Source organism: Glycomyces tritici, from assembly GCF_030403505.1.
Window position 1 is genome coordinate 20669 of the sequence record NZ_JAUEMJ010000004.1, and the last position, 25556, is coordinate 46224.

The window sequence follows — 25556 nt, forward strand, 5'->3', positions numbered from 1 at the left end:
TTGCAAGGGGCGCGGCCGTTCTCACGGCCGCGCCCCTTTCGTTCGGCGCCGGCGGGACGTGTGCCCGGGCGTTACGCCCGCATCGCCGCCAGTGCCGTCTCCAGGGAGAAGCCGAAGGGGAGTTCGAGCCGGTGCCGTTGCAGCAGTGCGGTGTCGGCGAGGATCTCGGCGGTGGGGCCGTCGGCGGCGACGCGGCCCGCGTCGAGGATGACCGAGCGTTCGCACAACTGCAGGGCGTACGGCAGGTCGTGGGTGACCAGCAGCAGTGTGGGCGCGGTGGACTGGAGGATGCGGGCGAGGTCGCGGCGGGCGGCCGGGTCGAGGTTGGCGCTCGGCTCGTCGCAGACCACGATGTCGGGGCGCATCGCGAGGACCCCGGCGAGTGCGGCGCGGCGCTGCTGGCCGACCGAGAGGTGGTGCGGGGGGCGGTCGGCGAGGTCTGCCAGGCCCACTTCGGCGAGGGCGGCGGCGACGCGGGCGGCGAGTTCGGGCCCGCGCAGGCCGAGGTTGGCGGGGCCGAAGCCCACGTCGTCGGCGACGGTGGGCATGAACAGCTGGTCGTCCGGGCTCTGGAAGACGATGCCGACGCGGCGGCGGATCTCGGTGAGGGTCTTCCTCGCCACGGTGACGCCCGCGACCGACACGTCCCCGGCGGTGGCGGTGAGGAGCCCGGCGAGGTGGAGCATGAGCGTGGTCTTCCCGGCGCCGTTGGGGCCGAGGATGGCGACGCGTTCGCCGGTGCGCACGTCGAGGAAGACGCCGTCGAGGGCGCGGTGGCCGTCCGGGTAGACGTGCTCGAGGGCCCGGATGCGCAGGGCTGGAGTCGTATCGGCGCTCATGCGAGGACCGCCGTCCAGGTCGCGACGGCGGCGGCGAGCGCGGGGACGGCGAGTGCGGCCGACCATTGGAGGGCGCCGGCGGGGGCGGGGCCGACTTCGAGCGGGAGGCGGCCGGTGTAGCCGCGGGCGGCCATGGCCTGCCAGACGCGTTCGCCGCGTTCGAAGGAGCGGATGAAGACCACGCCGAGGCTGCGGGCGAGCGCGCCGGCCTGCCAGAGGAAGCGCGGGTCGTCGCAGCGGGCGAGGCGGGCCAGGCGCATCTGGGTCACCTCGGCGACGGTGAGGTGGGCGTAGCGGATGGCGAACGCGGTGATCTGGAGGAGGATCTCGGGGCAGCGCAGCCGGGAGAGTCCGGCGAGGACTCCGGCAATCGGCGTGGTGGCCGAGAGCAGGAGGGCGGCCCAGACGCCGAGGGTGGCTTTGGCGAGGAGGTTCCATCCGGCCCACAGGCCCGGTTCGGAGACCTGGAGGAAGCCGAGCTGGACGGCGGGGCCGTCGATCATGAACGGGAACGCCAAGGCCAGCACCAGGAACGGTGATTCGATGAGGCTGCGGGAGAGCAGCCAGGTCAGGGGCACACGGGCGAGCGTGAACAGGGCGGCCAGGAGCGCGGCGTAGATCCCGAAGGCCCACACCGCCTCTCGCGGGGTGGCGGCGATGGCGCAGGTGAAGGCCGCGAGCGCGACGATCTTCACCTGCGGCCGGAGCCGGTGGACCGGTGAGTCCCCCGGCCGGTAGAGCCCGTCGACCGGGCTCACGCTTCGCCCTGGGTCTGCTTGCCGCGTGCGAGGAGCCAGAAGAGGCCGGTGGCGACGACCAGGGTGAGGACGACGCCGAGGATCCCGGCGAGCGAGGCGCCGAGGATCTCGTTGCCGAGGAAGGACATGCCGTAGTCGGCGAAGGCCCCGCCGATCTCGTGGTCGCCCGCGGCCTGGAGGACGCAGGCGCCGCCGGTGATCTCCCCTTCGGCGGTGTCGCAGCCGGTGAGGAGCACCGATTCGAGTCCGTCGGGCGAGGCGGAGGCGAACAGGGACACGAACCCGGCGAGGACCAGCGTGACGACGACGCCGGTGGTCCAGAAGCGCTTGGTCTTCACACCGTCTCCTTGGGGGCCTGGGCGAGGCGGGTGCCGCGCAGGGCGTGGACGAGGTCGGGGCGGGCGGCGGCTACCGCGGTGACGGCGCCGGCGGTGATGACGCCTTCGCCGATGCCGACGAGGACGTGGGTGCCGAGGATCGCGGCGGCCATGGCCCCGAAGGACTGGCCGACCTCCTCGCCGCCGAGCCAGAACTGGAGCACGAACCCGGCCGAGGCGGCGACGACGCTGACGAGGGCCGCGGCGAAGACCGCGGCGCCCAGGCCCCAGCGGGTGCGCGGGAGGACCTTGAGCGCGAGGACGATCACGGCGTAGCCGGTGAAACTGGCGATGACGGCCATGTTCACGACGTTGAGGCCGAGGGCCGTGACGGCGCCGTCGGCGAACAGGAGCGCCTGGATGACGATGACGACGGTGACGCAGAGCGCCCCGAGCCAGGGCCCGAGGAGCGCGGCGGCGAGCGCGCCGCCGAGGAGGTGGCCGGAGACGCCGGCGGCGACGGGGAAGTTGAGCATCTGCGCGGCGAAGATGAACGCCGTGGCGAGGCCCGCGAGCGGCACGAGCCGCTCGTCGAGGTGCCTGCGGGCCATCACGACGCAGAGGCCGACGGCGATGGCGGCGAGGAGGGCGAAGGCGAGGGAGGTCGGTCCGTTGACGACGTCCGTCGGGATGTGCAGCGCCAGGTCTGACACGGGCAGTGCCGCCTTTCGACTGGTTGTGGGGGCCTGGGGCGGGCCGGGGCGGTGGTGGCGGCCGCCCTGCCGGATGCAAGGCGCCCACGCGCGGAATCAACAGCCCACGGTGAGGCTATTGCAATTATTTTGCAATAGCCGCTCTCTCGTCGTCAACCCGGACCGGGAAGTGTCGGGAAGCCGCCCGCCGCCGGACAGGGACCGTCAAGCGTGCTCCCAGGCGATTGTCAGGGACGACCGGTAGGGTTGCGACCTGTGAACGTACGACTTCAGCCTGGTGAGACGGCGCCTGACTTCACGCTGACCACCGACACCGGCGACCCTGTGACCTTGTCGAGCCTCCAGGGCCGCAAGGTGATCCTGTTCGCATATCCGAAGGCCATGACGCCCGGCTGCACCAAGGAGGCCTGCGACTTCCGCGACAGCCTCACCGGTCTGCAGGACGCCGGCTACGCGGTGCTCGGGATCTCCCCCGACGCCCCGGAGGCCCTGGCCAAGTTCGTCGAGCGCGACGGCCTGACCTTCCCGCTCCTGTCCGACCCCGAGCACAAGGTGCTCGAGGAGTACGGCGCGTGGGGCGAGAAGAAGAACTACGGCCGCACGATCGTCGGCGTCGTCCGCTCCACGTTCGTCATCGACGAGCACGGCGACATCGAGCTCGCGCAGTACAACGTGAAGGCCACCGGCCACGTCGCGCGCCTGAAGAAGCAGCTCGGCCTCCCCGAGTAGACCCGGGTCAGCTCCGCGGCAGGACCACTCGGAACGTCGCTCCGCCGCCGGGCGTCTCGCACAGGCGCACGCAGCCGCCGTGACCGGCCACGATGGCCGCGACGATCGACAGACCCAGCCCTGAGCCGCCTTCGGCGCCGCGGGTGCGGCCCTGGTCGACCCGGTACAGCCGCTCGAACACCCCTGCGGCGTGCTCGGGCGCGACCCCCGGCCCGGTGTCCGCCACCTCGACCACGGCCGCCGGCAGCGCCGGGACCTCGCCGACCTGCGCGAGGCACCGCGGCCCTTCGAGGTCCGCGCTCCAGCCCAGGCGCACGGTGATCCGCGCGTCGGACGGGGTGTGCCGCAGCGCGTTGGCCACGAGGTTCGTCAGGACCTGGCGCAGCCGCGGCTCGTCCCCCATGACGTCGACCGCTTCGAGCAGGTCGTCGTCGGAGCCGTGCAGGGATTCGAGCGCGATGAACCGGCCCGGTTCGCGCAGGTGCGCGTCCCCGACCGCGTCCGCGGCGACGCCGAGCAGGTCGACCGGCCCGCGGCTCAGCGGCCGCCGCCGGTCCAGGGACGCGAGCAGCATCAGGTCGTCCAGCAGCAGCCCCATCCGCTTGGACTCGGCCTCGATCCGCCCGATCGTCTCGTCCAGCACCGGCCCCGGCGGCACCCCGCCGCGCCGGTACAGCTGCGCGAACCCCTTGATCGAGGTCAGCGGGGTCCGCAGTTCATGCGAGGCGTCCGCGAGGAACTGCCGCAGGCGCGCCTCGGAGGCGGCGCTGGCGTCGAGCGCCGCCTGGATGCGGGCGAGCATCGTGTTGAGCGCCGCGCCGAGCCGCCCGGTCTCGGTGTGCGGGTCGGTGTCGGTGACGCGCGCATCGAGGCGGCCTTCGGCGATCGCGTCCGCGGTCGCCTGCATCCGGTCGAGCGGGCGCAGGCCCAGCCGCGCGACCCAGAACGCGCTCACGGCGAGCAGCAGCAGGATCGCGAGCGTCACGCCGCCGCCGATGAGCAGCAGCGACTCCGTGGCCGCGCTGATGTACTCCGAGGACAGGGCGTAGACCACGTACGTGCCCGCCGCGTCGCCTTCTTCGACGAGGACGCGCCAGGAGTTCCCGTCCACGTCCTCGACCGTGGTCGCCTCGCCGGTGCTCGCGGCGAGGCCGCCCAGGCCGGTGAGCGCGGCGGCGTCGTCGACACCGAACGCGTGGACCAGCGAGCCGTCCGCGTCGTAGACGTAGACCCGCGGCGCGTCCGGCATCCCCGGCTGCGGCCCCGGCGGCTCGAACCCGTCGTCCTGCCCGGTCGGCGGCGCCTCGTCGCGCATCGCCGTCGCGGCGGTCCGCAGCTGCGAGTCGATCCGGTCGGTGAGCACGTTCTGCAGCAGGAGCGTGGCGGCCAGGACCGCCGCGGCCAGCGCCAGCGCGCACAGCGTCACGATGGTGAACGCCATGCGGGAGCGGACGGTCCAGTGCCGCCAGCGCCGGGGCTGCTTCACTTCGACCGCGGTTCCCTGAGGGCGTAGCCGAAGCCGCGCACGGTCTGGATGAGCGCGGGTTCGACCTGGTCGATCTTCTTGCGCAGGTAGTAGACGTAGGACTCGACGATGCGGCCGTTGCCGCCGAAGTCGTAGTTCCAGACCCGGTCGAGGATCTGGGACTTGCTCACGACCTTGCCGGCGTTGAGCATGAGGTAGCGCAGGAGCTTGAACTCGGTGGGCGAGAGCTCGACGGGCCGGCCGCCGCGGCGGACCTCGTGGACTGCTTCGTCGAGTTCGAGGTCGGCGTAGCGGAGCACGTGGTCATCGGGCGGGGCGGGGGCCTTGGCGCGGCGCAGGACGGCCTGGACCCGGAGGACGACCTCTTCGAGGTCGAAGGGCTTGGTCACGTAGTCGTCGCCGCCGACGGTGAGGCCGGTGACGCGGTCGCGCACCGCATCGCGGGCGGTGAGGAAGAGGACGGGCAGGTCGCGGGCGGCGCGCAGGCGGCGGGCGACCTCGAAGCCGTCCATGTCCGGGAGCATGACGTCGAGGATCACGAGGTCGGGCTCGAACCGGTCGGCGGCCCGGAGGGCCTCGGCGGCGTCGCGGGCGACGTCGACCTCGAAGCCGGTGAGGCGGAGGGTGGCGGACAGGAGCGCGCCGATGTTCTCCTCGTCGTCGACGACGAGGACGCGGTCTTTGGGCTCGGTCGCTTCGGTCACCTGGACTCCTTCGGCGCTGCGTACCGGCCATGTCTACCGAGGCGGACCGCAGCGGCGCTGGGAGCCAGCTCAAAGAACGGTAAGAGTCGCGCCCTCGTGGGCGCGGATCTATGAGCGCCGTCGTATCGGCGCTTATGAGCGCGGTTTCATGGGCGCGGTTTCATGAGCGCAGCCGGGTGAGCACCGGCGGTCGGGGCCCGGCGGCCTCGTCGAACTCCAGGAGCCGCTGGACGGTCTCGGCCGTGCCGGTGCGCAGCACGTGGTCGCGCAGGCGCCGGTACCGGTCGAGGAGCGCGGCCTGCTCCTCCTGCGGCAGCAGGCCCGCCCGCTGGACCGCGAGGGCGAGGGCGGCGACGCGTGCGAGGTCGGCGTTGTCAGCGGCGTTCATGCCATGACCGTCCATGCCGCAGGCGTCCTGGAGGCGAACCGGAGGTGAACCGGACCGGACGCGACTGCAACGATCGATGTCCGATTTGCCCCCGAACGGGTTCTCCGGTTCCAGGGCTCGAATCGGCCGGTATCCGTGGGGCGATTTCAGGCTTAAGTAGGCATTGTGATGGTATGACCTCATGGGGGGCTCCCTCAACCGAGCACTGGGCTCCCCGACGCGTCCATGCGGAAGGATTCCCATGTCTGCCAAGCAAGAAGCGAACGACCAGGAGACCGGCGGCTGTCCCGTGCAGCACAGCCGCGCCCTCCTCCCCGTCCAAGGCGGCGGCAATCGGGGCTGGTGGCCCGACCGGCTCAACCTCAAGCTCCTCGCGAAGAACCCGTCCGTGCGCGACCCGTTCGGCACCGACTTCGACTACGGCGCGGCGTTCGAGTCCCTCGACCTCCCCGCGGTCAAGCGCGACATCGAAGCGGTCATGACCGACTCCAAGGACTGGTGGCCGGCGGACTTCGGGCACTACGGCCCGCTGTTCATCCGCATGGCCTGGCACAGCGCCGGCACCTACCGCATCAGCGACGGGCGCGGTGGCGCCGGTACCAGCCAGCAGCGGTTCGCGCCGCTCAACAGCTGGCCGGACAACATCAGCCTCGACAAGGCCAGGCGGCTCCTGTGGCCGGTCAAGCAGAAGTACGGCCGCAGCCTCTCCTGGGCCGACCTGCTCATCCTCACCGGGAACGTGGCCCTGGAGTCGATGGGCCTGCGGACCTTCGGGTTCGGCGGCGGCCGGGTCGACGCGTGGGAGGCCGACGAGGACATCTACTGGGGTCCCGAATCCGACTGGCTCGACGACCAGCGCCGCGGCGAGGACCGGCAGATCGAGGACGCGTTCGCCGCGGCCCAGATGGGCCTCATCTACGTGAACCCGCAGGGCACGGGCGGCAATCCCGACCCGGTCGAGTCGGCCGGCGACATCCGCGAGACGTTCCGGCGCATGGCGATGAACGACGAGGAGACCGTCGCGCTCATCGTCGGCGGCCACACGTTCGGCAAGACCCACGGCGCCGCTCCCGAAGAGCACCTCGGCCCCGAGCCCGAGGCCGCGCCGCTCGAGGCGCAGGGCCTGGGCTGGGCCAACTCGCACGGCACCGGCAAAGGCAACGACACGATCACCAGCGGTCTCGAGGGGATCTGGACCAACACCCCGATCACCTGGGACAACAGCTTCCTGGAGATCCTGTTCGGCTACGAGTGGGAGCTGGTGCAGAGCCCTGCCGGCGCGCACCAGTGGCGGCCGAAGGACGGCGCGGGCGAGGGCACCGTCCCGGACGCGCACGACCCGGCCAAGCGCCACGCGCCGACGATGCTCACCACCGACCTCTCGCTGCGGTTCGACCCGGTGTACGAGGCGATCTCGCGGCGCTTCCTGGAGCACCCGGACGAGCTCGCGGACGCGTTCGCGCGCGCGTGGTTCAAACTCACCCACCGCGACCTGGGGCCGATCATTCGCTACCGGGGCCCGGAGGTCCCCGCCGAGCAGCTCCTGTGGCAGGACCCGCTGCCCGCTCCGTCATGGGAGCCGATCGACGCCGACGACATCGCGCAGCTCAAGGAGCGCATCCTCGGGTCGGGCCCGAGCCTGCGGCAGTTCGTGGCCGCCGCCTGGGCGTCGGCGTCCACGTTCCGCGGCAGCGACAAGCGCGGCGGCGCGAACGGCGCCCGCATCCGGCTCGAGCCGCAGAAGGACTGGGAGGTCAACGAACCCGGGTCGCTGGCCGCGGTGCTCCGCGCGCTCCAAGGGGTGCAGGAGGCGTTCAACGGCGGTGGCGGCGGCAAGGGCGTCTCGCTCGCGGACCTGATCGTCCTGGGCGGCTCGGCGGCGGTCGAGCGCGCCGCGCAGCTCGCCGGGCACCAGGTCGAGGTGCCGTTCTCGCCCGGCCGGGTCGACGCGTCGCAGGAGCAGACCGACGTGGATTCGTTCGCGCCGCTGGAGCCCACCGCGGACGGCTTCCGCAACTACCTCGGCAAGGACCACCCGCTCCCCGCCGAGTACCTGCTGGTCGACCGGTCGAACCTGCTGGGGCTCACGGTCCCTGAGATGACCGTCCTCATCGGCGGCCTGCGCGTGCTGGGCGCGAACGTCGAGGACTCGCCCGTCGGCGTCCTCACCGACCGGCCCGGGACGCTCCAGAACGACTACTACCGGAACCTGCTCTCGCTCGACATCGACTGGGAGCCTGCGGGGCACGACTCGCAGACGTACGAGGGCCGCGACCGCGCCACCGGCGCGGTGCGATGGACCGGGTCCCGCGTGGACCTCGTGTTCGGCTCCAACGCGGAGCTCCGGGCCGTCGCCGAGGTGTACGCGGCCGACGACGCCGAGGAGCACTTCGTCCGCGACTTCGTCGCCGCCTGGGCGAAGGTGATGGACCTGGACCGCTTCGACCTGCGCTGACGCGCAGCGCGTGCAGCGGCCCCCGGCGACCCGCCGGGGGCCGCCTGCGTTCGGGGCGGCCGGGCCGGTCGGAGCGCGTCCCGGACGGACGAAGGCGTCGAGCGGAACGATCCGTCTTGCGGACGTCAGGCGGGCCCGGACGACCGGCGGCTCGTGCCGGGCTCAAGCGCCCCGCGGCGGGCGCTCCCCCGAACCCCGCTCGATGAAGCGGGTCGGCAGTTCGATGCGCCTGGTGAACCCGAGCGGGTCGCCGATGCGCTCGATCGCGAGCCGGGCCGCGCGGCGGCCGAGTTCGACCGGGTCGTGGGAGACGACGCTGACCCCGAGCACGTCCGCGGTGTCGAAGTCGTCGAAGCCGATGAGGGCGGGCACGTCCTCACCGAGGCCGCGCATGGCGCGCAGCGCGCCGATCGTCATCCGGTTGTTCCCGGTGATGAGCGCGGTCGGCGGGTCCTCGCCGCAGAGCAGGTCCGCCACGATCCGCTCCGGTGCGGCGCGCGGGTCGTCCACGAGCCGCTCCCAGCGCTCGGTGCCGCCGATGCCGTACGCGGCCATGGCCTCCCGGTACCCCTGCACCCGCTCGGCCTGAGCCCGGACCGCGGCCGGGTTGCACACGTAGCCGATCCGGCGGTGGCCCCGGGCGAGCAGCCGCGAGGCCGCGTCGAAGACCCCGCTGCGGTTGGCGAGCACGATCGCGTCGGCCACCAGGTTGCGGGCGGGCCGGTCGATGGCGATCACCGGCGTCCCCAGGTGCCGCTCCCCTTCGAGGTAGGACTGGTCGGCGGCGACTGGCACCAGCAGGAGCGCGCCGACCCGCTGCGCGAGCAGGGCGTCGACCACCCGCTCCTCGCCGTCCGGGGTGTCCCCTGTGGTGGCGACGACGAGCGCGTTCCCGTTGCGCGAGGCCTCCTGCTCGATCCCGGAGGCGATCCCGTAGTAGAACGGGTTGCCGAGCTCGCCCATGACGAAGCCGATGGTGTCGGTGCCGCCGCCGCGGCGCAGGGTCCGCGCCAGCGAGTTCGGCCGGAACCGCAGCCGCTTGGCGGCGTCGAGGACCCGCTCCACCGTCGCGGGGGCGACGAGGTCCCGGTTCCCGAACACCCGCGACACGGTCTTCGAGCTGACCCCCGCGAGCCTCGCGACGTCCTCGACCGTCGCTCGCTGCTGCACCGCCATACCGGCCTCCTCCCCTGAAAGTTGAGCTTACCCGGTCAAGTTCAGCGATGTCCATCGTCGGACAGTCGAACAAGTTTCGACGAAATCATTGCCGCCCGACTGAAATGAATCACCAGCTCAACGCTGGGATAGAGGTCACCCAGGTCACCGATCGATAACAAGACAGCGTTGACATGAACTTGCGATTAACCGGTTCAGAACCTAGGCTTTCGGGAGCTCCGCTTGAACGGCCGCGCGGAGCAGTTCAATGAAGAACCCGACAAGGAGTCCCTCATGACAAAGAAGGCATTGGCCGGTGTCGCGACCTTCGCCGCCGCCGCGATCGCTCTGAGCGGTTGCACCGGCGGCGCCGCCGACAACGACCCCTCAAACACGATCGACGGCGAGGTGAAGGGTGACCTCAAGATCATCACCTGGCGCACCGACCTCGTCGAGAACGGCAAGTTCGACGAGTACATCGCGGCGTTCGAGGAGCAGTACCCGGACGTCTCGGTCGAAGTCGAAGGCATCACCGACTACGCCGGCGAGATGACCACCCGCCTCAGCAGCGACAACTACGGCGACGTCATCGGCATCCCGGCCGCGATCCAGCCCGACCAGTTCGAGCAGTTCCTCGAGCCGCTCGGCGAGAAGGCCGAGTTCGAGGAGACCCACCGGTTCCTCAACGGCGCCTCCTACGACGGGACCCAGTACGGGCTCGCCATCGGCGGCAACGCGAACGGCGTCCTCTACAACAAGCGCGTCTTCGAGCAGGCCGGGATCACCGAGCTGCCCACCACCCCTGAGGCGTTCATCGCCGCGCTGCAGCAGGTCAAGGACAACACCGACGCCATCCCGATGTACACCAACTACAAGGACGGCTGGCCCCTCGGCCAGTCCTTCGGGAACCTCGGCGGCGTCACCGCCAACCCCGACGCCTCCAGCGAGATGGCGAAGGACACCGCGCCCTGGACCGAGGGCAAGGACATGTACGCGATCGACGGCCTGCTCTACGACGCCGTCGCCGCGGGCCTGACCGAAGAGGACCCGCTGACCACGAACTGGGAGCAGTCCAAGATCGACATCGCGACCGGCAAGATCGGCACGATGACCCTCGGCTCCTGGGCGATCTCGCAGATGCAGGCCGCCGCCGAGGCCAACGGCGCCTCCGCCGACGACATCGGCTACATGGCGTTCCCCTCGAACGTCGACGGCACCCAGCACGCGGTCATCGGCGGCGACTACAACCTCGCCGTCAGCCGCCACTCCGAGTCCAAGGCCGCGGCCTGGGCCTGGATCCAGTGGTTCATCGAGGAGTCGGGCTTCGCCGAGAACGAGGCCATGATCTCCACCGTGAAGGCCGACCCGCTGCCCGAGAACCTGGCCGGCCTCGAGGAGAACGGCGTCCAGCTCATGGAGATGAACGCCGCCCCCGCCGGTGAGGAGGGCCTGCTCAACGAGGTCTCCAGCGACTCGCAGGTCGACCTGTTCGGCAACATCTACCGCCAGGAGCTCGTCGACGTCGCCCGCGGCGCCGCCGACGGCGACAAGGAGAGCGTCTTCGCCGACCTGAACGCCCGCTGGGGCGAGTCGGTCGAACGGGTCGCGGGCTAAGGAAACCCCATGGCGATCAACGCAACCGGTGCCGCCTCGGCGGAAACCAGCGCCGACCGCCTCCACCCGGAGGGCCGCCCCGCGCGGCCCTCCGGGGCCGCCCGGCGGCGGACCTGGAGGCAGACGCGGCGCCAGCTCACCCCGTACCTGTTCATCGCGGCGGCCGTGGCGCTGCTGATCCTGCTCACGTACTGGCCCGCGGCGAACCTGCTGTACTTCAGCGTCACCGACTGGGACGGCCTCGACCAGGACCTGAACTACGTGGGCTTCGAGAACTACGTGCAGGTCTTCACCGACCCGCGCATCTTCGAGGTCTTCTACGTCAGCCTCTACTACTTCGGGGCCTCGTTCCTCCAGATCGGGCTGGCCCTGTACTTCGCGACGATCCTGAGCTTCAACACGAAGTTCAGGAACTTCTTCCGCGGCGTGCTGTTCTTCCCCTACCTCATCAACGGCGTCGCCATCGGGTTCGTGTTCCTGTACCTGTTCCAGCCGGACGGGACGCTCGACACGGTCCTGTCGTGGTTCGGCCTCACCGACCCGCCGCAGTGGATCGGCGACCCCGAGATCGCGAACTGGTCCCTCGCCGGCACCAGCGTGTGGCGGTACATGGGCATGAACTTCGTGCTGTTCCTCGGTGCGATCCAGTCGATCCCGAGCGACATCTACGAGGCGGCCGAGCTCGACGGCGCCAACAAGTGGCAGCAGTTCTGGGCGATCATCCTGCCGGGCATCCGCCGGATCATCGGCCTGTGCTTCGTGCTCTCGATCGCGGGCTCGCTCAGCGTCTTCGAGATCCCGTTCATCATGACCGGCGGCGCGAACGGCACCTCCACGTTCGTCATCCAGACCATCCAGACCGCGTTCACCCACCGCCAGGTGGGCACCGCCTCCGCGATGGCCGTCGTCCTGCTCGCGATCGTCCTCGTGGTGACCTTCGTGCAGCGCAAGCTCTTCCCCGACGAGAAGGTGGACCTGACATGACCACCATCCACAATGTCCCGCGGCCGGGCGTGAAGGCGCAGAAGGCCACCGTCGGCACCGCGAAGTACCTCAGCCTGGTCATCGCCGCGGCGTGCACGCTCCTGCCGCTCGTCACCGTGCTGTTCGCGAGCCTGAAGACCTCGGAGGAGTACGGCTCGACCGGTGCGCTGACGCCGCCGTCGAACTGGTTCAACCTGTCGAACTTCGTGACCGCCTTCGACAGCGGCAAGATGCTCGAAGGCATCCTCAACACCGGGATCGTCCTCGTCGTCTCGCTCGCCGGCACGATCTTCATCGGCACCATGGCCGCCTACGGCCTCGACCGGTTCGAGTTCCGCGGCAAGAAGCTCGTGTTCGCCCTGTTCCTCATCGCCACGCTCGTCCCGGGCGTGACGAGCCAGGTCGCCACGTTCCAGGTCATCAACGGCATGGGGCTGTACGACACGAAGGCCGCCCTGATCCTGCTGTTCATGGGCACCGACATCATCGCGATCTACCTGTTCATCCAGTTCATGCAGGCCATCCCGCCGTCCCTGGACGAGGCCGCGATGATCGACGGCGCGAACCGGTGGACGATCTACTGGAAGATCGTGCTCCCGCTGCTGCGGCCGGCGATCGCCACGGTCGTGATCATCAAGGGCATCGCGATCTACAACGAGTTCTACACGCCGTTCCTGTACCTGCCCTCGCAGGACATGATCTCGACCTCGCTGTTCCGCTTCAAGGGGCCGTTCGGCGCGCAGTGGGAGGTCATCTCGGCCGGGACGCTCATCGTCATCATCCCCACCCTCATCGCGTTCCTGTTCCTCCAGCGGTGGATCTACAGGGGCCTCACCTCGGGAGCCGTGAAATGACCGCGAACCCTCTGGCCCCGTACGTCGCGGGTATGACCTGGGGCTGGACCGGCGTGCGCGGGACCTGGGCGGCCCCGGAGGCCGCCGAGTCGATGCGCGCCATGACCGGCATCGGCGCCAACTGGACCGCGCTCGCGTACGCCGCGGTCCAGGAGACCGCGCAATCGACCGAGGTGCCGTTCCGCGAGGCGCCCACGGTCCGCGACGACGAGGTGGTGTGGGCGATCCGCGAGGCGAAGTCCCACGGCCTCAAGGTCTGCCTCAAGCCCGTGGTGAACGTCGGCGACGGCACCTGGCGCGCCCACATCGGCTTCTTCGACCAGGACGTGCCGGGCGAGCCGACATGGGGCGAGTGGTTCGCGTCCTACCGGGAGTTCATCCTGCACGCGGCCCGCATCGCCGAAACCGAGGCCTGCGAGATGCTCTGCGTCGGATGCGAAATGGTCCGCGCCGATGCCCGCGAGGCCGAGTGGCGCGCGCTCATCGCCGACGTGCGCGAGGTGTACTCCGGGCTCGTCACCTACAACTGCGACAAGTACCAGGAGGACCGCGTCACCTGGTGGGACGCCGTCGATGTGGTCTCCTCCTCCGGCTACTACCCGATCGACGGCTGGGAGGCCCAGCTCGACCGCATCGAGCCGGCCGTGGCCGCCGCGGGCAAGCCGTTCTTCTTCATGGAGGCCGGCTGCCCCTCCCGCACCGGCTCCCCCGACAAGCCCAACGACTGGGCCCTGCCCGGGACGCCTTCGGGCGAGGAGCAGGCGCGATACTACGAGGCCATGTTCGCGGCGTGCGACGCCCGGCCGTGGGTCGGCGGGTTCATGCTCTGGGACTGGCCGCCGCGTCTCTACACCGAGGACGAAGCGGCCGCGAACGACGACTACTGCCCCTACGCCAAGCCCGCGGCCGATGTGATCGCCCGCCACTACACCGAGAGGACCGCCCGGTGAACGGTGCGACCGCGACACTGGCGATCGACGCAGGGCAGACCAGTGTCAAAGTGCGCCTTCGGGACGGGGACCGCGCCACCGAGTGGTCGGCCCCCGGCGTCCGCACCGACGGCCCGCTCCTGCCGCAGCTCGCCGCCGTGGTCGACCGGGCCGTCGCCGAAGGCCACGCCTTCGAGCGGCTCGCACTCGGCGTCTCGGGCCTGGAGTCCGCGCACGCCGAGGCGGCCGGGCTCCTCGAGCGGTACCGGCGCGGCGGCGTGCGATCCGTCCACATCGCACACGACTCGGTCTCGGCGTTCCTCGGCGCGCTCGGCGACGGGCGCGGGGCCGTGGTCGCCGCCGGGACCGGCGTCGTGACACTCGCGGTGGGCCGCACCGAGGTCGCCCGCGTCGACGGCTGGGGCCACCTCATCGGCGACGCCGGCAGCGGCTACTGGATCGGGCGGGCCGGCCTGGACGCGGTCATGCGCGCCCACGACGGCCGCGGCGACGCCACCGCACTCACCGACCTGGTCAGGGCCGACTTCCCGGACCTGGAGCGGGCGTACCTCGAACTCCAGGCCGACGCGGACCGCGTGCGCCGCACCGCCGGGTACGCGCGCGCCGTCACCACCGCTGCGGCCGAAGGCGATCCGGTCGCCGCCGCCGTCCTCGGCGCCGCGGGCCGCGAACTCGCACTCTCGGCCCTCGCGGGCCTGCGCCGCACCGGTGAAGACGCCGCCGAACGGCCGCGCGTGCGGGGCATCGGCGGCGTCTTCACCGCCCCGGCGCTGGCCGAGGCGTTCACCCGCGAGGTGTGCGCGAGCCTCCCTGGAGCCGATGTGGCCGTGGGCGAATCGAACCCGCTCGACGGCGCGGGCCTGCTCCCGGACGTCGCCGAGTCGAGCGCCCTCGCCGCACGCATCGCCGCCGCGAGCGTGCCGCAGGCCGACGCCTGAGGAGCATGGTGGCGATGCCGAACGGGATGGAGCGAAGGGGCCTCGGCGGCGCGGGGCTCGGACCTGAGTGCCGCATTCGCTCTGCAGCGCAGCCGGAACGGGGAGGCGGGGGTCCGACCGCCATACCGCTCGGTTCACCGCGCGAACCGGGCGGCACGCCCGGCATCGCAGCGCGATCGGTACGCCTGACGCCGACGCTGCAGGTCGCAGCCCGCAGCACCGCATACCGGCCCCTCCGGCCGAAAGCCGTGCGGCCGGCGCTGGTGCCCGCGGCCCGGCATCGCAGCGCAGCCGGTACGCCTGGCGCCCTCGCTCCGGACCGCGAGCGCGGCCACCGCATCACCGGACCTGACGACGACTCCGCAACAACCTGAAGAGAGGCAACGGCTTTGCTCATCCCCATCGACAACGGCCCCCGCCCGTACGCGTGGGGCGCGGTCGGCCGGATCTCGGCACTGCTCGGCCGCCCGGCCGCGGGCGGCCCCGAAGCCGAGCTGTGGCTGGGCGCCCATGCGGGTTCGCCCGCGCGCGTCCTCGACCCGGCTGCGACCGGCGGCGCCGTCGACCTCCGGGAGTGGATCGCGCAGGATCCGGGGAGCGCTCTCGGAGCGCACGTCGCCGCCGGGGGTCGCCTGCCGTTCCTCCTCAAGGTGCTCGCGGCCGGCTCCCCGCTCTCGCTCCAGGCCCATCCGAACCCGGAGCAGGCGGCCGAGGGCTTCGCCCGCGAGAACGCCGCCGGGCTCGCGCTCGACGCCCCGGACCGCAACTACAAGGACCCGTTCCACAAGCCCGAGCTGATCGTGGCCGTGAGCGAGACGTTCGACGCGCTGTGCGGGTTCCGGCCCGTCGCCGAGGCCCGCTCGATCCTGGACACGATCGTCGAACTCGACGCCGCCTCAGCCGATCCGGAGCCGGAACCGCTGCGGGCGTTCACGAAACACCTCGAGGACGGCTACAGCTCCACGGTCGCGTGGCTCCTCGGAGGCGAGGCCGGACCGGCCGTGGCCCGCATCGTGCACCTCGCAGCAACCGTCCCGGACTGCCCCGCCCCGCTCGCCACGGTCCGCGACCTCGCCGCCGCCTACCCCGGCGATCCCGGTGCGGCCGTGTCGCTCCTGCTCAACCGGGTGCGCCTGCACCGCGGCGAGGCGCTGTACCTGCCGGCCGGGAACATCCACGCCTACCTCGACGGCGTCGGCATCGAACTCATGGCCGCCTCCGACAACGTGCTGCGCGGCGGCCTCACCGCCAAGCACATCGACGTGCCGGAGCTGCTGCGCGTGCTCGACTGCGACCCGCTGCCGGTCCCGCGGCTCGACCCCGAGCGCCCCGCGCCCGGAGTGCGCCTGTTCCGCCCGGACGTGCCCGACTTCGCGCTCTACCAGCTCGACCTCGACACCGCGCCCGCCTCGATCCGCCTCGACGGCCCGGCCATCGCACTCGCGACCAGCGGCCGCGGCCGGATCGTCGGCACCGACTTCGCCCCCGGTACCGCCTGGTACCTCACGCCGGAGGAGTCGCCCGTGACGGTCACCGGCAGCGGCGAGGTCTTCCTGGCCACGGTCGCCGCACCGCCGACCCGGCACCACCTGACACCCGAACACCAAGAGGACCAGCGATGACCGACCTTCCTTCGACCTTCCGCGCGCTCCACGAGGGCTGGACGCTCACCGCCGCCGACCTCGCCGCCGGCGCACCCGAAGCGGTCGCCGCGCCGCTCGCGGACGGCATCCCGGCCGCCGTTCCCGGTGAGGCCCACCTGGATCTGGTCCGCGCCGGATTGATCGACGACCCGTTCGACGGGGACAACGAGTCCGCGCAGCAGTGGATCGGCGACACCGCCTGGCGATTCACCACGGCGTTCGACTGGACCGACGACGGCTCGGCCCGCCACGACCTCGTCGCGCACGGACTCGACACCGTCGCCGTCGTGTCGCTCAACGGGATCGAGATCGGCCGCACCGAGAACCAGCACCGCGGCTACCGCTGGGACGTGCGCAAGGCGCTCCGCGAAGGCGCCAACACGCTCACCGTGGCGTTCGCCGCGCCGGTGCCCGAGACCGAGGCCCGCGCCGAGCGCGACGGCGCGCTGCCCCGCGTGAACCACCACGAGTACAACCAGATCCGGAAGATGGCCTGCTCGTTCGGGTGGGACTGGGGCATCGACGTCGCCGGAGCCGGGATCTGGAAGCCGATCGGCCTCGAATCCTGGTCCGGCGTCCGCGTCGCCGCGGTCCGTCCCCTCGTGGACGTGGTCGAGCGCGTCGGCGGCGGCCATGACGGCGTCCTCACCGCGCATGTCGACATCGAACGCGCCCAAGGCGACGCGCCCGTTCCGGTCACCGTGACGGTGACCGACCCGGACGGCGGAACCCGCCGGGCCACGGGCACCGTCGCGCCCGGCGCGTCCTCGGCGATCGTGGAGATGCGGGTCCCGGACGTGCGCCGCTGGTGGCCGGTCGGCTACGGCGACCAGCCGCTGTACGGCGTCGAAGCCGCCACCGCCGATGCCGCCTGGCGCGGCCGGGTCGGCTTCCGCACCGTCGGACTCGACACCGCCCCCGACGAGGGCGGCGCGCCGTTCCTGCTGCGGGTCAACGGCGAACGCGTCCTCGTGCGCGGCGCGAACTGGATCCCTGACCACGCGTTCCTCACCGAGATCGACGCCGACCGGTACGCGCGCCGCTTCGCGGACGCGTTGGACGCCAACATGAACCTGCTGCGGGTGTGGGGCGGCGGGATCTACGAGGCCGATGCGTTCTACGACCTCGCCGACGAGCGCGGCCTGCTCGTCTGGCAGGACTTCCCGTTCGCCTGCGCCGCCTACAGCGAGGACGCGCAGACCAGGTCCGAAGTGGAGGCCGAGGTCCGCGAGAACGTCACGAGGCTCAGCCCCCACCCCTCGCTCGTGCTCTGGAACGGCAACAACGAGAACACGTGGGGCTCGGTCGACTGGGAGTGGGCGCACCGCGTCGACGAGCGCGGCTGGGGCGACGCCTACTACAGCGAGGTCCTGCCGGGCCTCCTGGCCGAGCTCGACCCGACCCGCCCGTACTCCCCCGCGAGCCCGTACTCCTTCGGGGACTACCGGCACCCCAACGACGAGCGCTACGGGACCATGCACATCTGGGACGTGTGGAACCGCGAGGACTACACGAAGTACGCGGAGTACAAGCCGCGCTTCCTCTCTGAGTTCGGGTTCCAGGCCCCGCCCGCGTGGTCGACCCTCACCGCCGTGGTGCACGACGAGCCGCTCGACCCGTTCGGGCCGCAGATGCTCGTGCACCAGAAGGCGAACCTGGGCAACGCGAAGCTCGAACGGGGCTGGCAGGGCCACCTCCCCGACCCGCAGTCCATTCAGGACTGGCACTGGACGACGCAGCTCAACCAGGCGCACGCGATCCGCTTCGGCGTCGAGCACTGCCGCTCGCTCACCCCGCACAACACGGGCACGATCCTGTGGCAGCTCAACGACAACTGGCCCGTCGTCTCCTGGGCGGCCGTGGACTTCAACGAGCACCGCAAGCCCATGTGGCACGCCCTGCGCGACGCCTACGCCCCGCGCCTGGCCACGCTCCAGCCGCGCGCTTCCGAAGCGGCGCAGGCGAACGCGTGGGAGGGCACCGAGCCCGCGCCCGACCACCTGGCCCTCGTGCTCGTCAACGACACGGGCGAGGACTACGCGGGCGCGTTCACCCTGACCCGCGAGACCTTCGACGGCACCGTGCTCGCCGAGGCCGTGCTCCAGGTCGGCGTCCCCGCACGCGGCAGCGCCCAGCTCGCGGTGCCGGCGGACGTCGCCGCGTTCGGCGACCCGGCGTCCGAAGCGCTCGTCGCCGTCGCCGAGCCCGGCTCCGGGTTCGCCCCCGCGTTCCGCTACGCCGCCGAGGTCGTCGACCAGCGACTCGACCCGAAGCCGCTGCGCGTCGAAGCGGTCGGCGAGGGCGACACGGTCCTGCTGCGCCTGACCGCGACCTCCCTCGTGCGCGACGCGCACTGCCTCGCCGACACCGTCCACCCGAGCGCGAAGCCCGACCGCGGCATGGTCACCCTCCGCGCCGGAGAGACCGCCGAGATCCGCGTCAGCGCGACCGGCGACGCCGACCCGGCCGCGTTCGCGGCGGCCGTCCGCTGCGCCAACGACCTGCTCTGACCGCGTGCGTGCTCAGCGCGAGGGCCCTGGCCTTTGCGCTGAGCACGGCCCTTTTCGGGCCCCTGAGCAGTACGATCGAGGCGTGGTCCGCTTCGAGGACATCAGCTCACCCGCACGGCTGGCCGAGCCCGACGAGGGCATCGGCCCGGACGAGCTCTCGCTCGCCGCCCGCAACCACGGCCTGCCGCTCGAGGGCCTGCGCTACAGCCTCACCCCGCCAGGCATGCACTACGTCCTCACCCACTACGACATCCCGTACGTCCCCGACGACACGTCCTGGGAACTGACCGTGGGCGGCCACGTGGAACACCCGCTGTGCCTCGGCATGGCCGAGCTCCGGGCGCACCATCCGGTCACCACCCGCGTCACCATGGAGTGCGCCGGGAACGGGCGGGCGCTCCTCTCGCCCCGCCCGGTGAGCCAGCCGTGGCTGCTCGAAGCGGTCGGCACCGCGGACTGGACCGGCGTGCCCCTGCGGGCACTGCTCAGTGAGGCCGGCGTGCGGGACGGCGCGGTCGACGTGGTCTTCACCGGCGCCGACCACGGCGTGGAGCGCGGCGTCGAGCAGGACTACCAGCGCGCCCTCCCGCTGGACACGGCCCTTGGCCACACGCCCGAGGTCCTCGTCGCCTACGCGATGAACGGCGCGCCGCTGCCGCCGCAGCACGGGCATCCGCTCCGGCTGGTCGTCCCCGGCTGGTACGGCATGGCGCACGTCAAATGGCTGCGCGACATCACCGTCGCCGAGGAGCCGTTCACGGGCTTCCAGCAGACCGTGGCCTACCGGCTCCGGCAGGAACCGGACGAGGAGGGCACGCCGGTCACCCGGATCGCCCCGCGCGCGCTGATGATCCCGCCCGGCTTCCCCGACTTCATGTCCCGCTCCCGCGTCGTCAGCCCCGGCGACGTGCTGCTCGAAGGCCGCGCCTGGTCCGGCCGGGCGCCCATCATCGCCGTGGACGTCAGCACCGACGAGGGCCGGACCTGGAGCCCCGCGAACCTCGAACCGCCCACCGACCACCGTTGGGCTTGGCGCCATTGGCATGTCACCTGGACGGCCACCCCCGGCAGCCACGTCCTGTGCGCTCGGGCCACCGACGCCGAAGGCCGCACCCAGCCCCTCGAGCAACCCTGGAACCGGGGCGGCTTCGCCAACAACCTCGTCCAACGCGTCCCGGTCCTCTGCGCCGAACCGGACTGACGCGGACAGCGAAAAAGGCCCCGAATGCTCAGGGCCTCTCGATGGTGCACCTTATCGGGGGTCTTTCGAGGCCGGACCCGACCGCTCAACGCCTCCTTGACCAGCAATAACGGCCCTAGGGTCCGTGCCGTGGAGCACGGACCCTTCGCCTTCCCGTGTCCACGATAGTGAGTCTCAGTGCCTCTCAGTGATACACTGGTCATCACAGCGACTAACAGTGGTCGCTGAATAGTCACTAAGAGGTTCATAGTGAAGATTCAGATCCAATTCGACACAACAGAGGACATCGCCTACGACGTGGCACTGTCGGTGGCTCGGGCATACGGGCTGAGCTCCGTCGAGGAGTTCATCGAGCCCGACGACGAGGAAGCAGTCATCGACGACGAACCGACTCCGTCTCCGATCCCTGGCGGCTGGACGAAGACCAAGATGAACCGCTATGTCAAGGCCCTCCAGCCCAACGCGAAGAAGGTGCTGGGGATTATCGCCGAGTATGCGCCGGCTGTGGACGTTGACGTGGTGCAGCGCCGCTCGGGCCTTGAGGGATACACGTACGCGGGGTCCATGTCCTCCTTTGGGTTTGCAGTGCGCAACACCCACGGGGTCAAGGAGAAGCCGTTCACGAAGGTAGGACGCTCCTACCGGATGGATGAGGCGGTTGCGCAGTTGGTACTCACGGTGCTCAAAGAGGCTTAGGATTCTCCTGTGAAAGCCCCGGCTCCGACGAGCCGGGGCTTTCTTGCTCCCCGTTGCCCCTGGGGCAGCGATCTCCAACAGGCAAAGCTCTGAGCGGACGGACAACCCCTGCTCGGTACTATCGAATCGTGAGCATGGAATGGGACGTGTCCGAACTGCTTGAAGAGGCGGAACGCATCGTTGTGCAGGTCGAGGCGATGGTCGAATCGCCCGGAGATCCCGACGAAGACTCGAAGCGGTTGAGGGAGCTCTACTCACCGTGGAAGGCTGCGGCGGTCAGATACCTCAGCGACGAGCAGCGGAAACGATTTGACGCTGAATATACGGGTTCGATGATGTTTCCAAAGATTCGTCGGTGTCTCGAAGGCATCGATAAACGTCCGGGAGTAAGCAGGACCCAGAAGAGCCTTGAAAGCATTTCTGGAAGCTGGCATGAGCAGCTGCCAGCACGTTTCGTTAACCCGATTCGCGAGCAATGCGACATACTTCGGGAGCTCGACGATTTCCAAGTTCTCAGGCCCGAGAAGACCTTGAGTCAGCTTGAAGCGATGGGACGTCGACTCCCCGAGGTATTCAGAGAGCTTCGAGAGCAGACCCGGCGCCACGATGCCTGGGTTATGAAGAACGAATATGACGTTCAGGATGTGCTGTCCTTGATTCTGAAGGGGCAGTTTGATGATGTTCGCGACGAAGAGTCTGCCCCGAGCTTCGCGGGATCGGGCTATAGGATGGATTTTTGGCTCAAGAAAGAGCGGATCGCCATCGAAGTCAAGATGACTCGCCAAGGACTCTCAGCTAAAAAGCTCCGCGATGAGCTTCTTGTCGATATCGTTCAGTACCAGAAGTTCCCTGAGGCGAAGGGGCTTTTTATATACGTGTACGACCCCACCCATCGAGTCGGCAATACGACGGCGTTCGAAACAGACTTGAATCAGGCGGACGCACGCTTTCCGATCCGCACAGTCGTTGGCCGCTTAGGTAGATTCGGCACTTCAAACTGAAATGCACTCGCTAATCTGCGGCTTTACTATATTTTCCCTAGGGCAGAGGTTCAAGCTTGTCAGAGTATGCCAGCAAATTGTCGAAATCAGATCGGCATCGCGAAATCTCGGCATTATTCATCGTTACGTATCCGCGAGCAGTTCCATCGTGAGAGTGTTCATCGATCAATGCAACTCGACTTCCGATTGCAATCAGGCCGTCTCCAACTCGGGTCAGAAGTTGCGGATCAAGGCGTTGAAGACGCTCCCTGAACACATATCGGATATTACTCAACGGGCCGGCTCCGCATTGCTGCACGACAGGTGGTAGTACTCGCACCTTGTCGTAGTCAGCTTGAGGGAACACAAAAATACGCGACAGCCGCACGCCTCGAGCCACTGCGTCCACGTTTAGGTTCAAGAACTCACGCTCTTCAGGTGAGTCGTCCCATTCGCAGTCCATCATCATTGATATGGCCCAAATTTCGGAATCCGGAGTGGCAGTGCGTAGGATGGGCAGGAGCCAGTTGTAGTATTCTCCTGTGAAAAGCGTTCCGGATCGCTTTTGATGAGCAAGCCGATCAAGCTCCATTCGGGCGTCCTCAACTACCCTATCCTTGACCCGCATAAACTCTGGTTCAATTGTGCGGAAATACAGGTCGCAAAGCTGGCGCAATGAATCTGCCTTTGCATGGGCCGTAGTGTCCACAACGTTTGCAAGACCACGAATAGTATCAAGTTCCGTGTCGATTCTCTGGGAGAAAGCCTTCAAATCATCGCGGACTGAACGCGCGAGTGTGTATCGCGCTAGGATCTGGAAAGACCCAATTATCCACGTGATTTGAGCAAGCTCCTTTACGTCCAAGAGAAACAGGAGCAGCCCTAGAAGCCCTGTGGCAGTTATTTCTGCCGCAAGGATAATCCACTGGCGATGGCTGAAACCTTCCATATCATTCCTAGCGGCGAGGGGTACGGGCCAATAGGTCTACGAGGAAAAGCTAGTCCTGCTCGAATTCATGGTCGAATTCATACTTCGAGATCGTATCTACGCCGGAGTACCCGCCGTCGGCAGTCACGGTCGATCCGTTAACGAAACTTGAGTCGCCGCCGAGGAGGAAGGAAACAACCCCCGCAATTTCTTTTGCTTCTCCAAGTCTTGCAAGAGGAGTGATGCGGCGTGACATGTTGAATACTTCATCGGTGTCCATCACTCCACCGATCCAACCAGCAGCAACCGCGTTAACTCGGACTTGCTTGGCACCCGCGATGTTAGCCAATGATTTGACCAAGTTGTGCGTTGCCGCCTTAGTTGATGCGTATGCATGTGCGCCGAACGATCCTATGAAGCCTTCGGTGCTCGTGACGAAGACAGTGGATGACGCGGTATCAAACTTTTCGATCAGGCCGTGGAAAGCCAGTTTCGGAAGAGTGAGATTGACTGCCAGGCTACGGTTCCACTGGGCGAGATCGAAGTTGTTAGGGTCCTCCATTGCAAAATAGAACTCAGCGACTACAAGGCCCGCAAGAGGTCCCTTGATTGAAGCAAGATATTCTTCGACGGCACCGAGGTCTGAATGATCAAGCTCGATGAGGTTCATCGACGGATTCTGGGCGGCGAATTCGTTCCCTTCGTCGGCGTAGTCGTTATCGAATGTTCCCTGTATCGAGTATCCATCTTGCTGAAGCCGAAGAGCAGTTGCCTGGCCATAGCCGGGCCTTCCTGCGCCGAATACAACGATATTCCTCATGATATTCCTTTCCTATTCATAAAACCAGTGTAATGGAATTATGAGCGTGATTCAATCGTCCCCGAAAAGATGCTTTGTAAGATCCGTGGGTCGAGAAGATTCAGGAGAGTCTGGTGTATAAAAGTTCATTGCGGCGACTACCCGCACAGCATCAGAGGACCGCAGAGACCTCACATAGTGGGCGTGCTTACGTGCATCAAAAAGCACCAAGTATCCAGCCTTCGGGTAAATTTGTGCCGAATTCTCCTCGATTTGGGTGATTCCGCTGGCATCATAACACTGGGCTACGACAAGCTCGCCACCCGCCCCCGGGGGGTGGTCAGTGACGTAGAGAAGACCTTGCAGAGGATTCGAATCTACGTGCGCCTCGTATCGCATCTCCGTGCCGACCTGGAGATTCAGATTCACCTTTATTCGTGTGTCAGAGGCAGTGTGCACCCTCGACCCCGCGACTCGGCATGCGAGCTCTCGAAACGCTGATTCATAAAGCGCCAGAAGCCAGGGGGCTTCCTCCTGGAGTTTTATGCCATCGACAGTCGCCAGCACAAGATTCGTAGTTTGTTCGTCCTCGCGAGAAGTTACCGACTCGGGGATGATCTCATTAAAAGTCGCGCTACGCCTGGCAATCTGCACGAGCTCAGCATCCCATCCGGGGGGCAAGAGTGGGCGTACGTCGATTGTGTGCCATACGAACATTTGGTCGGTTACGGGGCTGTAGGTCGAGCGGGCTCCGTCTGTGAAGTTCTCTTCGAGGGGCAAATCTGGCTCCCGGCTAAGCTTGCGAAATGCAGGTTAGTATGCCGACTAATTCCGCACTCTCGCAAGGTGTCTTGTGGCCAGATGTAGCGTCGGATCGTCTTGATAGTCTGTAGGGCGCGCAGGAATCCATATCTGCGGGCTAATTAGGAGAAAGCTTAAGTTGATCTTGATATAGCCCCGCCGCTCGCTCACCCACCGTCTCGGGCGCACCCTAGGATCGTGGCATGACCTGTGCGCACTGCGGAAGCCCGCAAACGCGAGTGAAGGAAACAAGGAAGAGTAAAGCTGAGGTGATTCGTGCCCGAATTTGTCTCAAATGCGGGCAAAAGTTCACTACTTCCGAGCGAATCACTGCTGACTATATTCAGGTGCGTTATCGCGACGGCACAACGCAGCCGTTTGCTCGGGAGAGACTCCGCAAGTCCATCGCTCGAGCTGATCCTGAAGGTTTGCTCTCCTCGGGGGAGATCGACGAGCATGTGAATCGGGTTGTTGAGCTTCTCCAGCCTGACGCACCGAACGTACCAGTTCGAAGCAGCCGCATCGGGGACCTGGTGCTGCAGCAACTTCACCAAAGTGAGCTCGCGGACATTGTGGGCATGCGTTACGCTCTGGCACTGCTTGGGCCCTCCAGTGAACACAAGTTGTTCAGACGACTGCGAGACCTCGCGACTTGGCTACAAGAAGAGCGCGGCAACCCGACGGTCTCGAAGCCGGACCGCATACCCGCGATCGTGATAAAGCGGGGTGACACGAGAGAGAAGTTCGAACCGGATAAGCTCGCTCGAAGCATTGTCAGGGCGGCCGAGGGTTGTGGCACCGAGGCCGACCTACGCAGCCTCGGTAGCCGGGTAGCGTTTGTGGTACAGGATGAGCTGAAGAACCAAGTACTCGTGACCACGGGCCAGATTGCCGCTGAGGCTCTCAAAGAACTTTTGCAGCACAATGAGCTGGCATATCTCCGCTACGCATCGGCCGTCAAGAGATACAGGTCACTAAACGACTTTTGGCTAGACATCCATCCTCTAGTCGAGGATTAAGAAGACTCCACGGTTTCTGTGTCTCTAACACAGCTGCCGAGAGCAGGCGGATGCCCGGCCGCATCCACCCATGCGACCGGGCATTCTCGCCAGCA

Annotated in this window: 24 protein-coding genes; 13 read left to right on the forward strand and 11 right to left on the reverse strand. The window is 68.2% G+C overall.

Annotated elements, in window-relative coordinates:
• Positions 1-71: 71 nt before the first annotated feature.
• The 4 genes from QWI33_RS14100 to QWI33_RS14115 are packed head-to-tail and all read right to left on the reverse strand — an operon-like array spanning position 72 to position 2627.
• Positions 72-839, reverse strand: coding sequence for an energy-coupling factor ABC transporter ATP-binding protein (locus QWI33_RS14100; RefSeq protein ID WP_289957786.1), 768 nt, complete (start codon positions 837-839; stop codon positions 72-74).
• Entirely contained in the window at positions 836-1597 is a 762-nt protein-coding gene (cbiQ, locus tag QWI33_RS14105) for a cobalt ECF transporter T component CbiQ (protein ID WP_289957787.1), read from the reverse strand. Before cbiQ ends, QWI33_RS14100 begins: the two co-directional genes overlap by 4 nt.
• Positions 1594-1935, reverse strand: coding sequence for a PDGLE domain-containing protein (locus QWI33_RS14110; RefSeq protein WP_289957788.1), 342 nt, complete (start codon positions 1933-1935; stop codon positions 1594-1596). Before QWI33_RS14110 ends, cbiQ begins: the two co-directional genes overlap by 4 nt.
• Positions 1932-2627: an energy-coupling factor ABC transporter permease gene (locus tag QWI33_RS14115; protein WP_289957789.1), complete on the reverse strand. Its 696-nt coding sequence runs from the start codon at positions 2625-2627 to the stop codon at positions 1932-1934. Before QWI33_RS14115 ends, QWI33_RS14110 begins: the two co-directional genes overlap by 4 nt.
• Before the next feature lie 255 nt (positions 2628-2882).
• Between QWI33_RS14115 and bcp the strand changes: the two genes are divergently transcribed.
• Positions 2883-3356 carry a thioredoxin-dependent thiol peroxidase gene (gene bcp / locus QWI33_RS14120; protein WP_289957790.1) on the forward strand — a complete coding sequence of 158 codons (474 nt, stop codon included), beginning with the start codon at positions 2883-2885 and terminating at the stop codon, positions 3354-3356.
• A gap of 7 nt (positions 3357-3363) precedes the next feature.
• Here the strand turns inward: bcp and QWI33_RS14125 are convergent, their stop codons facing one another.
• The 3 genes from QWI33_RS14125 to QWI33_RS14135 all read right to left on the reverse strand — a co-directional run bounded on the left by QWI33_RS14125 (position 3364) and on the right by QWI33_RS14135 (position 5934).
• Positions 3364-4842, reverse strand: coding sequence for a sensor histidine kinase (locus QWI33_RS14125; protein ID WP_289957791.1), 1479 nt, complete (start codon positions 4840-4842; stop codon positions 3364-3366).
• Entirely contained in the window at positions 4839-5546 is a 708-nt protein-coding gene (locus tag QWI33_RS14130) for a response regulator transcription factor (RefSeq protein ID WP_289957792.1), read from the reverse strand. Before QWI33_RS14130 ends, QWI33_RS14125 begins: the two co-directional genes overlap by 4 nt.
• A gap of 160 nt (positions 5547-5706) precedes the next feature.
• Positions 5707-5934, reverse strand: coding sequence for a hypothetical protein (locus tag QWI33_RS14135; RefSeq protein ID WP_289957794.1), 228 nt, complete (start codon positions 5932-5934; stop codon positions 5707-5709).
• A gap of 241 nt (positions 5935-6175) precedes the next feature.
• On the opposite strand from QWI33_RS14135, the gene katG reads away from it, so the two are divergent.
• Complete coding sequence (gene katG / locus QWI33_RS14140; RefSeq protein ID WP_289957795.1) at positions 6176-8389, forward strand: catalase/peroxidase HPI; 2214 nt, start codon at positions 6176-6178, stop codon at positions 8387-8389.
• Positions 8390-8551: 162 nt separating this feature from the next.
• Here katG and QWI33_RS14145 read toward each other — a convergent pair whose 3' ends face one another.
• Positions 8552-9565: a LacI family DNA-binding transcriptional regulator gene (locus tag QWI33_RS14145; RefSeq protein WP_289957796.1), complete on the reverse strand. Its 1014-nt coding sequence runs from the start codon at positions 9563-9565 to the stop codon at positions 8552-8554.
• A 273-nt stretch (positions 9566-9838) separates the two neighbouring features.
• On the opposite strand from QWI33_RS14145, the gene QWI33_RS14150 reads away from it, so the two are divergent.
• From QWI33_RS14150 to QWI33_RS14195, 10 genes are all read left to right on the forward strand, one after another.
• The gene (locus tag QWI33_RS14150; protein WP_289957797.1) at positions 9839-11158 is read left to right on the forward strand and encodes an ABC transporter substrate-binding protein; all 1320 of its coding nucleotides are present in this window, start codon (positions 9839-9841) and stop codon (positions 11156-11158) included.
• A 9-nt stretch (positions 11159-11167) separates the two neighbouring features.
• A complete protein-coding gene (locus QWI33_RS14155) occupies positions 11168-12142 on the forward strand; it encodes a carbohydrate ABC transporter permease (protein WP_289957798.1) in 975 nt (324 codons plus the stop codon).
• A complete protein-coding gene (locus QWI33_RS14160; protein WP_289957799.1) occupies positions 12139-12996 on the forward strand; it encodes a carbohydrate ABC transporter permease in 858 nt (285 codons plus the stop codon). The genes QWI33_RS14155 and QWI33_RS14160 overlap by 4 nt, the downstream gene beginning before the upstream one ends.
• Entirely contained in the window at positions 12993-13946 is a 954-nt protein-coding gene (locus tag QWI33_RS14165) for a glycoside hydrolase family 113 (protein WP_289957800.1), read from the forward strand. The genes QWI33_RS14160 and QWI33_RS14165 overlap by 4 nt, the downstream gene beginning before the upstream one ends.
• Complete coding sequence (locus QWI33_RS14170; RefSeq protein WP_289957801.1) at positions 13943-14884, forward strand: N-acetylglucosamine kinase; 942 nt, start codon at positions 13943-13945, stop codon at positions 14882-14884. Before QWI33_RS14165 ends, QWI33_RS14170 begins: the two co-directional genes overlap by 4 nt.
• A gap of 389 nt (positions 14885-15273) precedes the next feature.
• The gene (gene manA, locus QWI33_RS14175; RefSeq protein ID WP_289957802.1) at positions 15274-16506 is read left to right on the forward strand and encodes a mannose-6-phosphate isomerase, class I; all 1233 of its coding nucleotides are present in this window, start codon (positions 15274-15276) and stop codon (positions 16504-16506) included.
• Positions 16503-19037, forward strand: a complete 2535-nt coding sequence (locus QWI33_RS14180) for a glycoside hydrolase family 2 protein (protein WP_289957803.1) — start codon at positions 16503-16505, stop codon at positions 19035-19037. The genes manA and QWI33_RS14180 overlap by 4 nt, the downstream gene beginning before the upstream one ends.
• Before the next feature lie 82 nt (positions 19038-19119).
• Positions 19120-20238 carry a sulfite oxidase gene (locus QWI33_RS14185; RefSeq protein ID WP_289957804.1) on the forward strand — a complete coding sequence of 373 codons (1119 nt, stop codon included), beginning with the start codon at positions 19120-19122 and terminating at the stop codon, positions 20236-20238.
• Positions 20239-20487: 249 nt separating this feature from the next.
• Positions 20488-20934, forward strand: coding sequence for a hypothetical protein (locus QWI33_RS14190; RefSeq protein WP_289957805.1), 447 nt, complete (start codon positions 20488-20490; stop codon positions 20932-20934).
• A gap of 134 nt (positions 20935-21068) precedes the next feature.
• Positions 21069-21935 carry a PD-(D/E)XK nuclease domain-containing protein gene (locus QWI33_RS14195; RefSeq protein WP_289957806.1) on the forward strand — a complete coding sequence of 289 codons (867 nt, stop codon included), beginning with the start codon at positions 21069-21071 and terminating at the stop codon, positions 21933-21935.
• 37 nt (positions 21936-21972) lie between these two features.
• Here the strand turns inward: QWI33_RS14195 and QWI33_RS14200 are convergent, their stop codons facing one another.
• Genes QWI33_RS14200 through QWI33_RS29380 form a run of 3 tightly spaced genes read right to left on the reverse strand, consistent with a single transcriptional unit; the run spans position 21973 to position 24358 of the window.
• On the reverse strand, positions 21973-22863 hold the full coding sequence (locus tag QWI33_RS14200) for a hypothetical protein (protein WP_289957807.1): 891 nt from the start codon (positions 22861-22863) through the stop codon (positions 21973-21975).
• 49 nt (positions 22864-22912) lie between these two features.
• The gene (locus tag QWI33_RS14205) at positions 22913-23662 is read right to left on the reverse strand and encodes an SDR family NAD(P)-dependent oxidoreductase (RefSeq protein ID WP_289957808.1); all 750 of its coding nucleotides are present in this window, start codon (positions 23660-23662) and stop codon (positions 22913-22915) included.
• A gap of 51 nt (positions 23663-23713) precedes the next feature.
• Positions 23714-24358 carry a 2OG-Fe(II) oxygenase gene (locus QWI33_RS29380; RefSeq protein ID WP_353895480.1) on the reverse strand — a complete coding sequence of 215 codons (645 nt, stop codon included), beginning with the start codon at positions 24356-24358 and terminating at the stop codon, positions 23714-23716.
• Between the two features lie 287 nt (positions 24359-24645).
• Between QWI33_RS29380 and QWI33_RS14210 the strand changes: the two genes are divergently transcribed.
• A complete protein-coding gene (locus QWI33_RS14210) occupies positions 24646-25461 on the forward strand; it encodes an ATP cone domain-containing protein (RefSeq protein ID WP_289957809.1) in 816 nt (271 codons plus the stop codon).
• The last annotated feature ends 95 nt before the right edge of the window (positions 25462-25556 follow it).

Bases quoted from the DNA above. Each gene is read 5' to 3' on its own strand.
- QWI33_RS14160 (WP_289957799.1), top strand. From the start codon at position 12,139: ATGACCACCATCCACAATGTCCCGCGGCCGGGCGTGAAGGCGCAGAAG.
- QWI33_RS14195 (WP_289957806.1), top strand. From the start codon at position 21,069: ATGGAATGGGACGTGTCCGAACTGCTTGAAGAGGCGGAACGCATCGTT.
- QWI33_RS14200 (WP_289957807.1), bottom strand. From the start codon at position 22,863: ATGGAAGGTTTCAGCCATCGCCAGTGGATTATCCTTGCGGCAGAAATA.
- QWI33_RS14210 (WP_289957809.1), top strand. From the start codon at position 24,646: ATGACCTGTGCGCACTGCGGAAGCCCGCAAACGCGAGTGAAGGAAACA.
- QWI33_RS14150 (WP_289957797.1), top strand. From the start codon at position 9,839: ATGACAAAGAAGGCATTGGCCGGTGTCGCGACCTTCGCCGCCGCCGCG.
- QWI33_RS14180 (WP_289957803.1), top strand. From the start codon at position 16,503: ATGACCGACCTTCCTTCGACCTTCCGCGCGCTCCACGAGGGCTGGACG.
- QWI33_RS14145 (WP_289957796.1), bottom strand. From the start codon at position 9,565: ATGGCGGTGCAGCAGCGAGCGACGGTCGAGGACGTCGCGAGGCTCGCG.
- QWI33_RS14165 (WP_289957800.1), top strand. From the start codon at position 12,993: ATGACCGCGAACCCTCTGGCCCCGTACGTCGCGGGTATGACCTGGGGC.
- QWI33_RS14155 (WP_289957798.1), top strand. From the start codon at position 11,168: ATGGCGATCAACGCAACCGGTGCCGCCTCGGCGGAAACCAGCGCCGAC.
- QWI33_RS29380 (WP_353895480.1), bottom strand. From the start codon at position 24,358: ATGTTCGTATGGCACACAATCGACGTACGCCCACTCTTGCCCCCCGGA.
- QWI33_RS14135 (WP_289957794.1), bottom strand. From the start codon at position 5,934: ATGAACGCCGCTGACAACGCCGACCTCGCACGCGTCGCCGCCCTCGCC.
- katG (WP_289957795.1), top strand. From the start codon at position 6,176: ATGTCTGCCAAGCAAGAAGCGAACGACCAGGAGACCGGCGGCTGTCCC.
- QWI33_RS14205 (WP_289957808.1), bottom strand. From the start codon at position 23,662: ATGAGGAATATCGTTGTATTCGGCGCAGGAAGGCCCGGCTATGGCCAG.
- QWI33_RS14100 (WP_289957786.1), bottom strand. From the start codon at position 839: ATGAGCGCCGATACGACTCCAGCCCTGCGCATCCGGGCCCTCGAGCAC.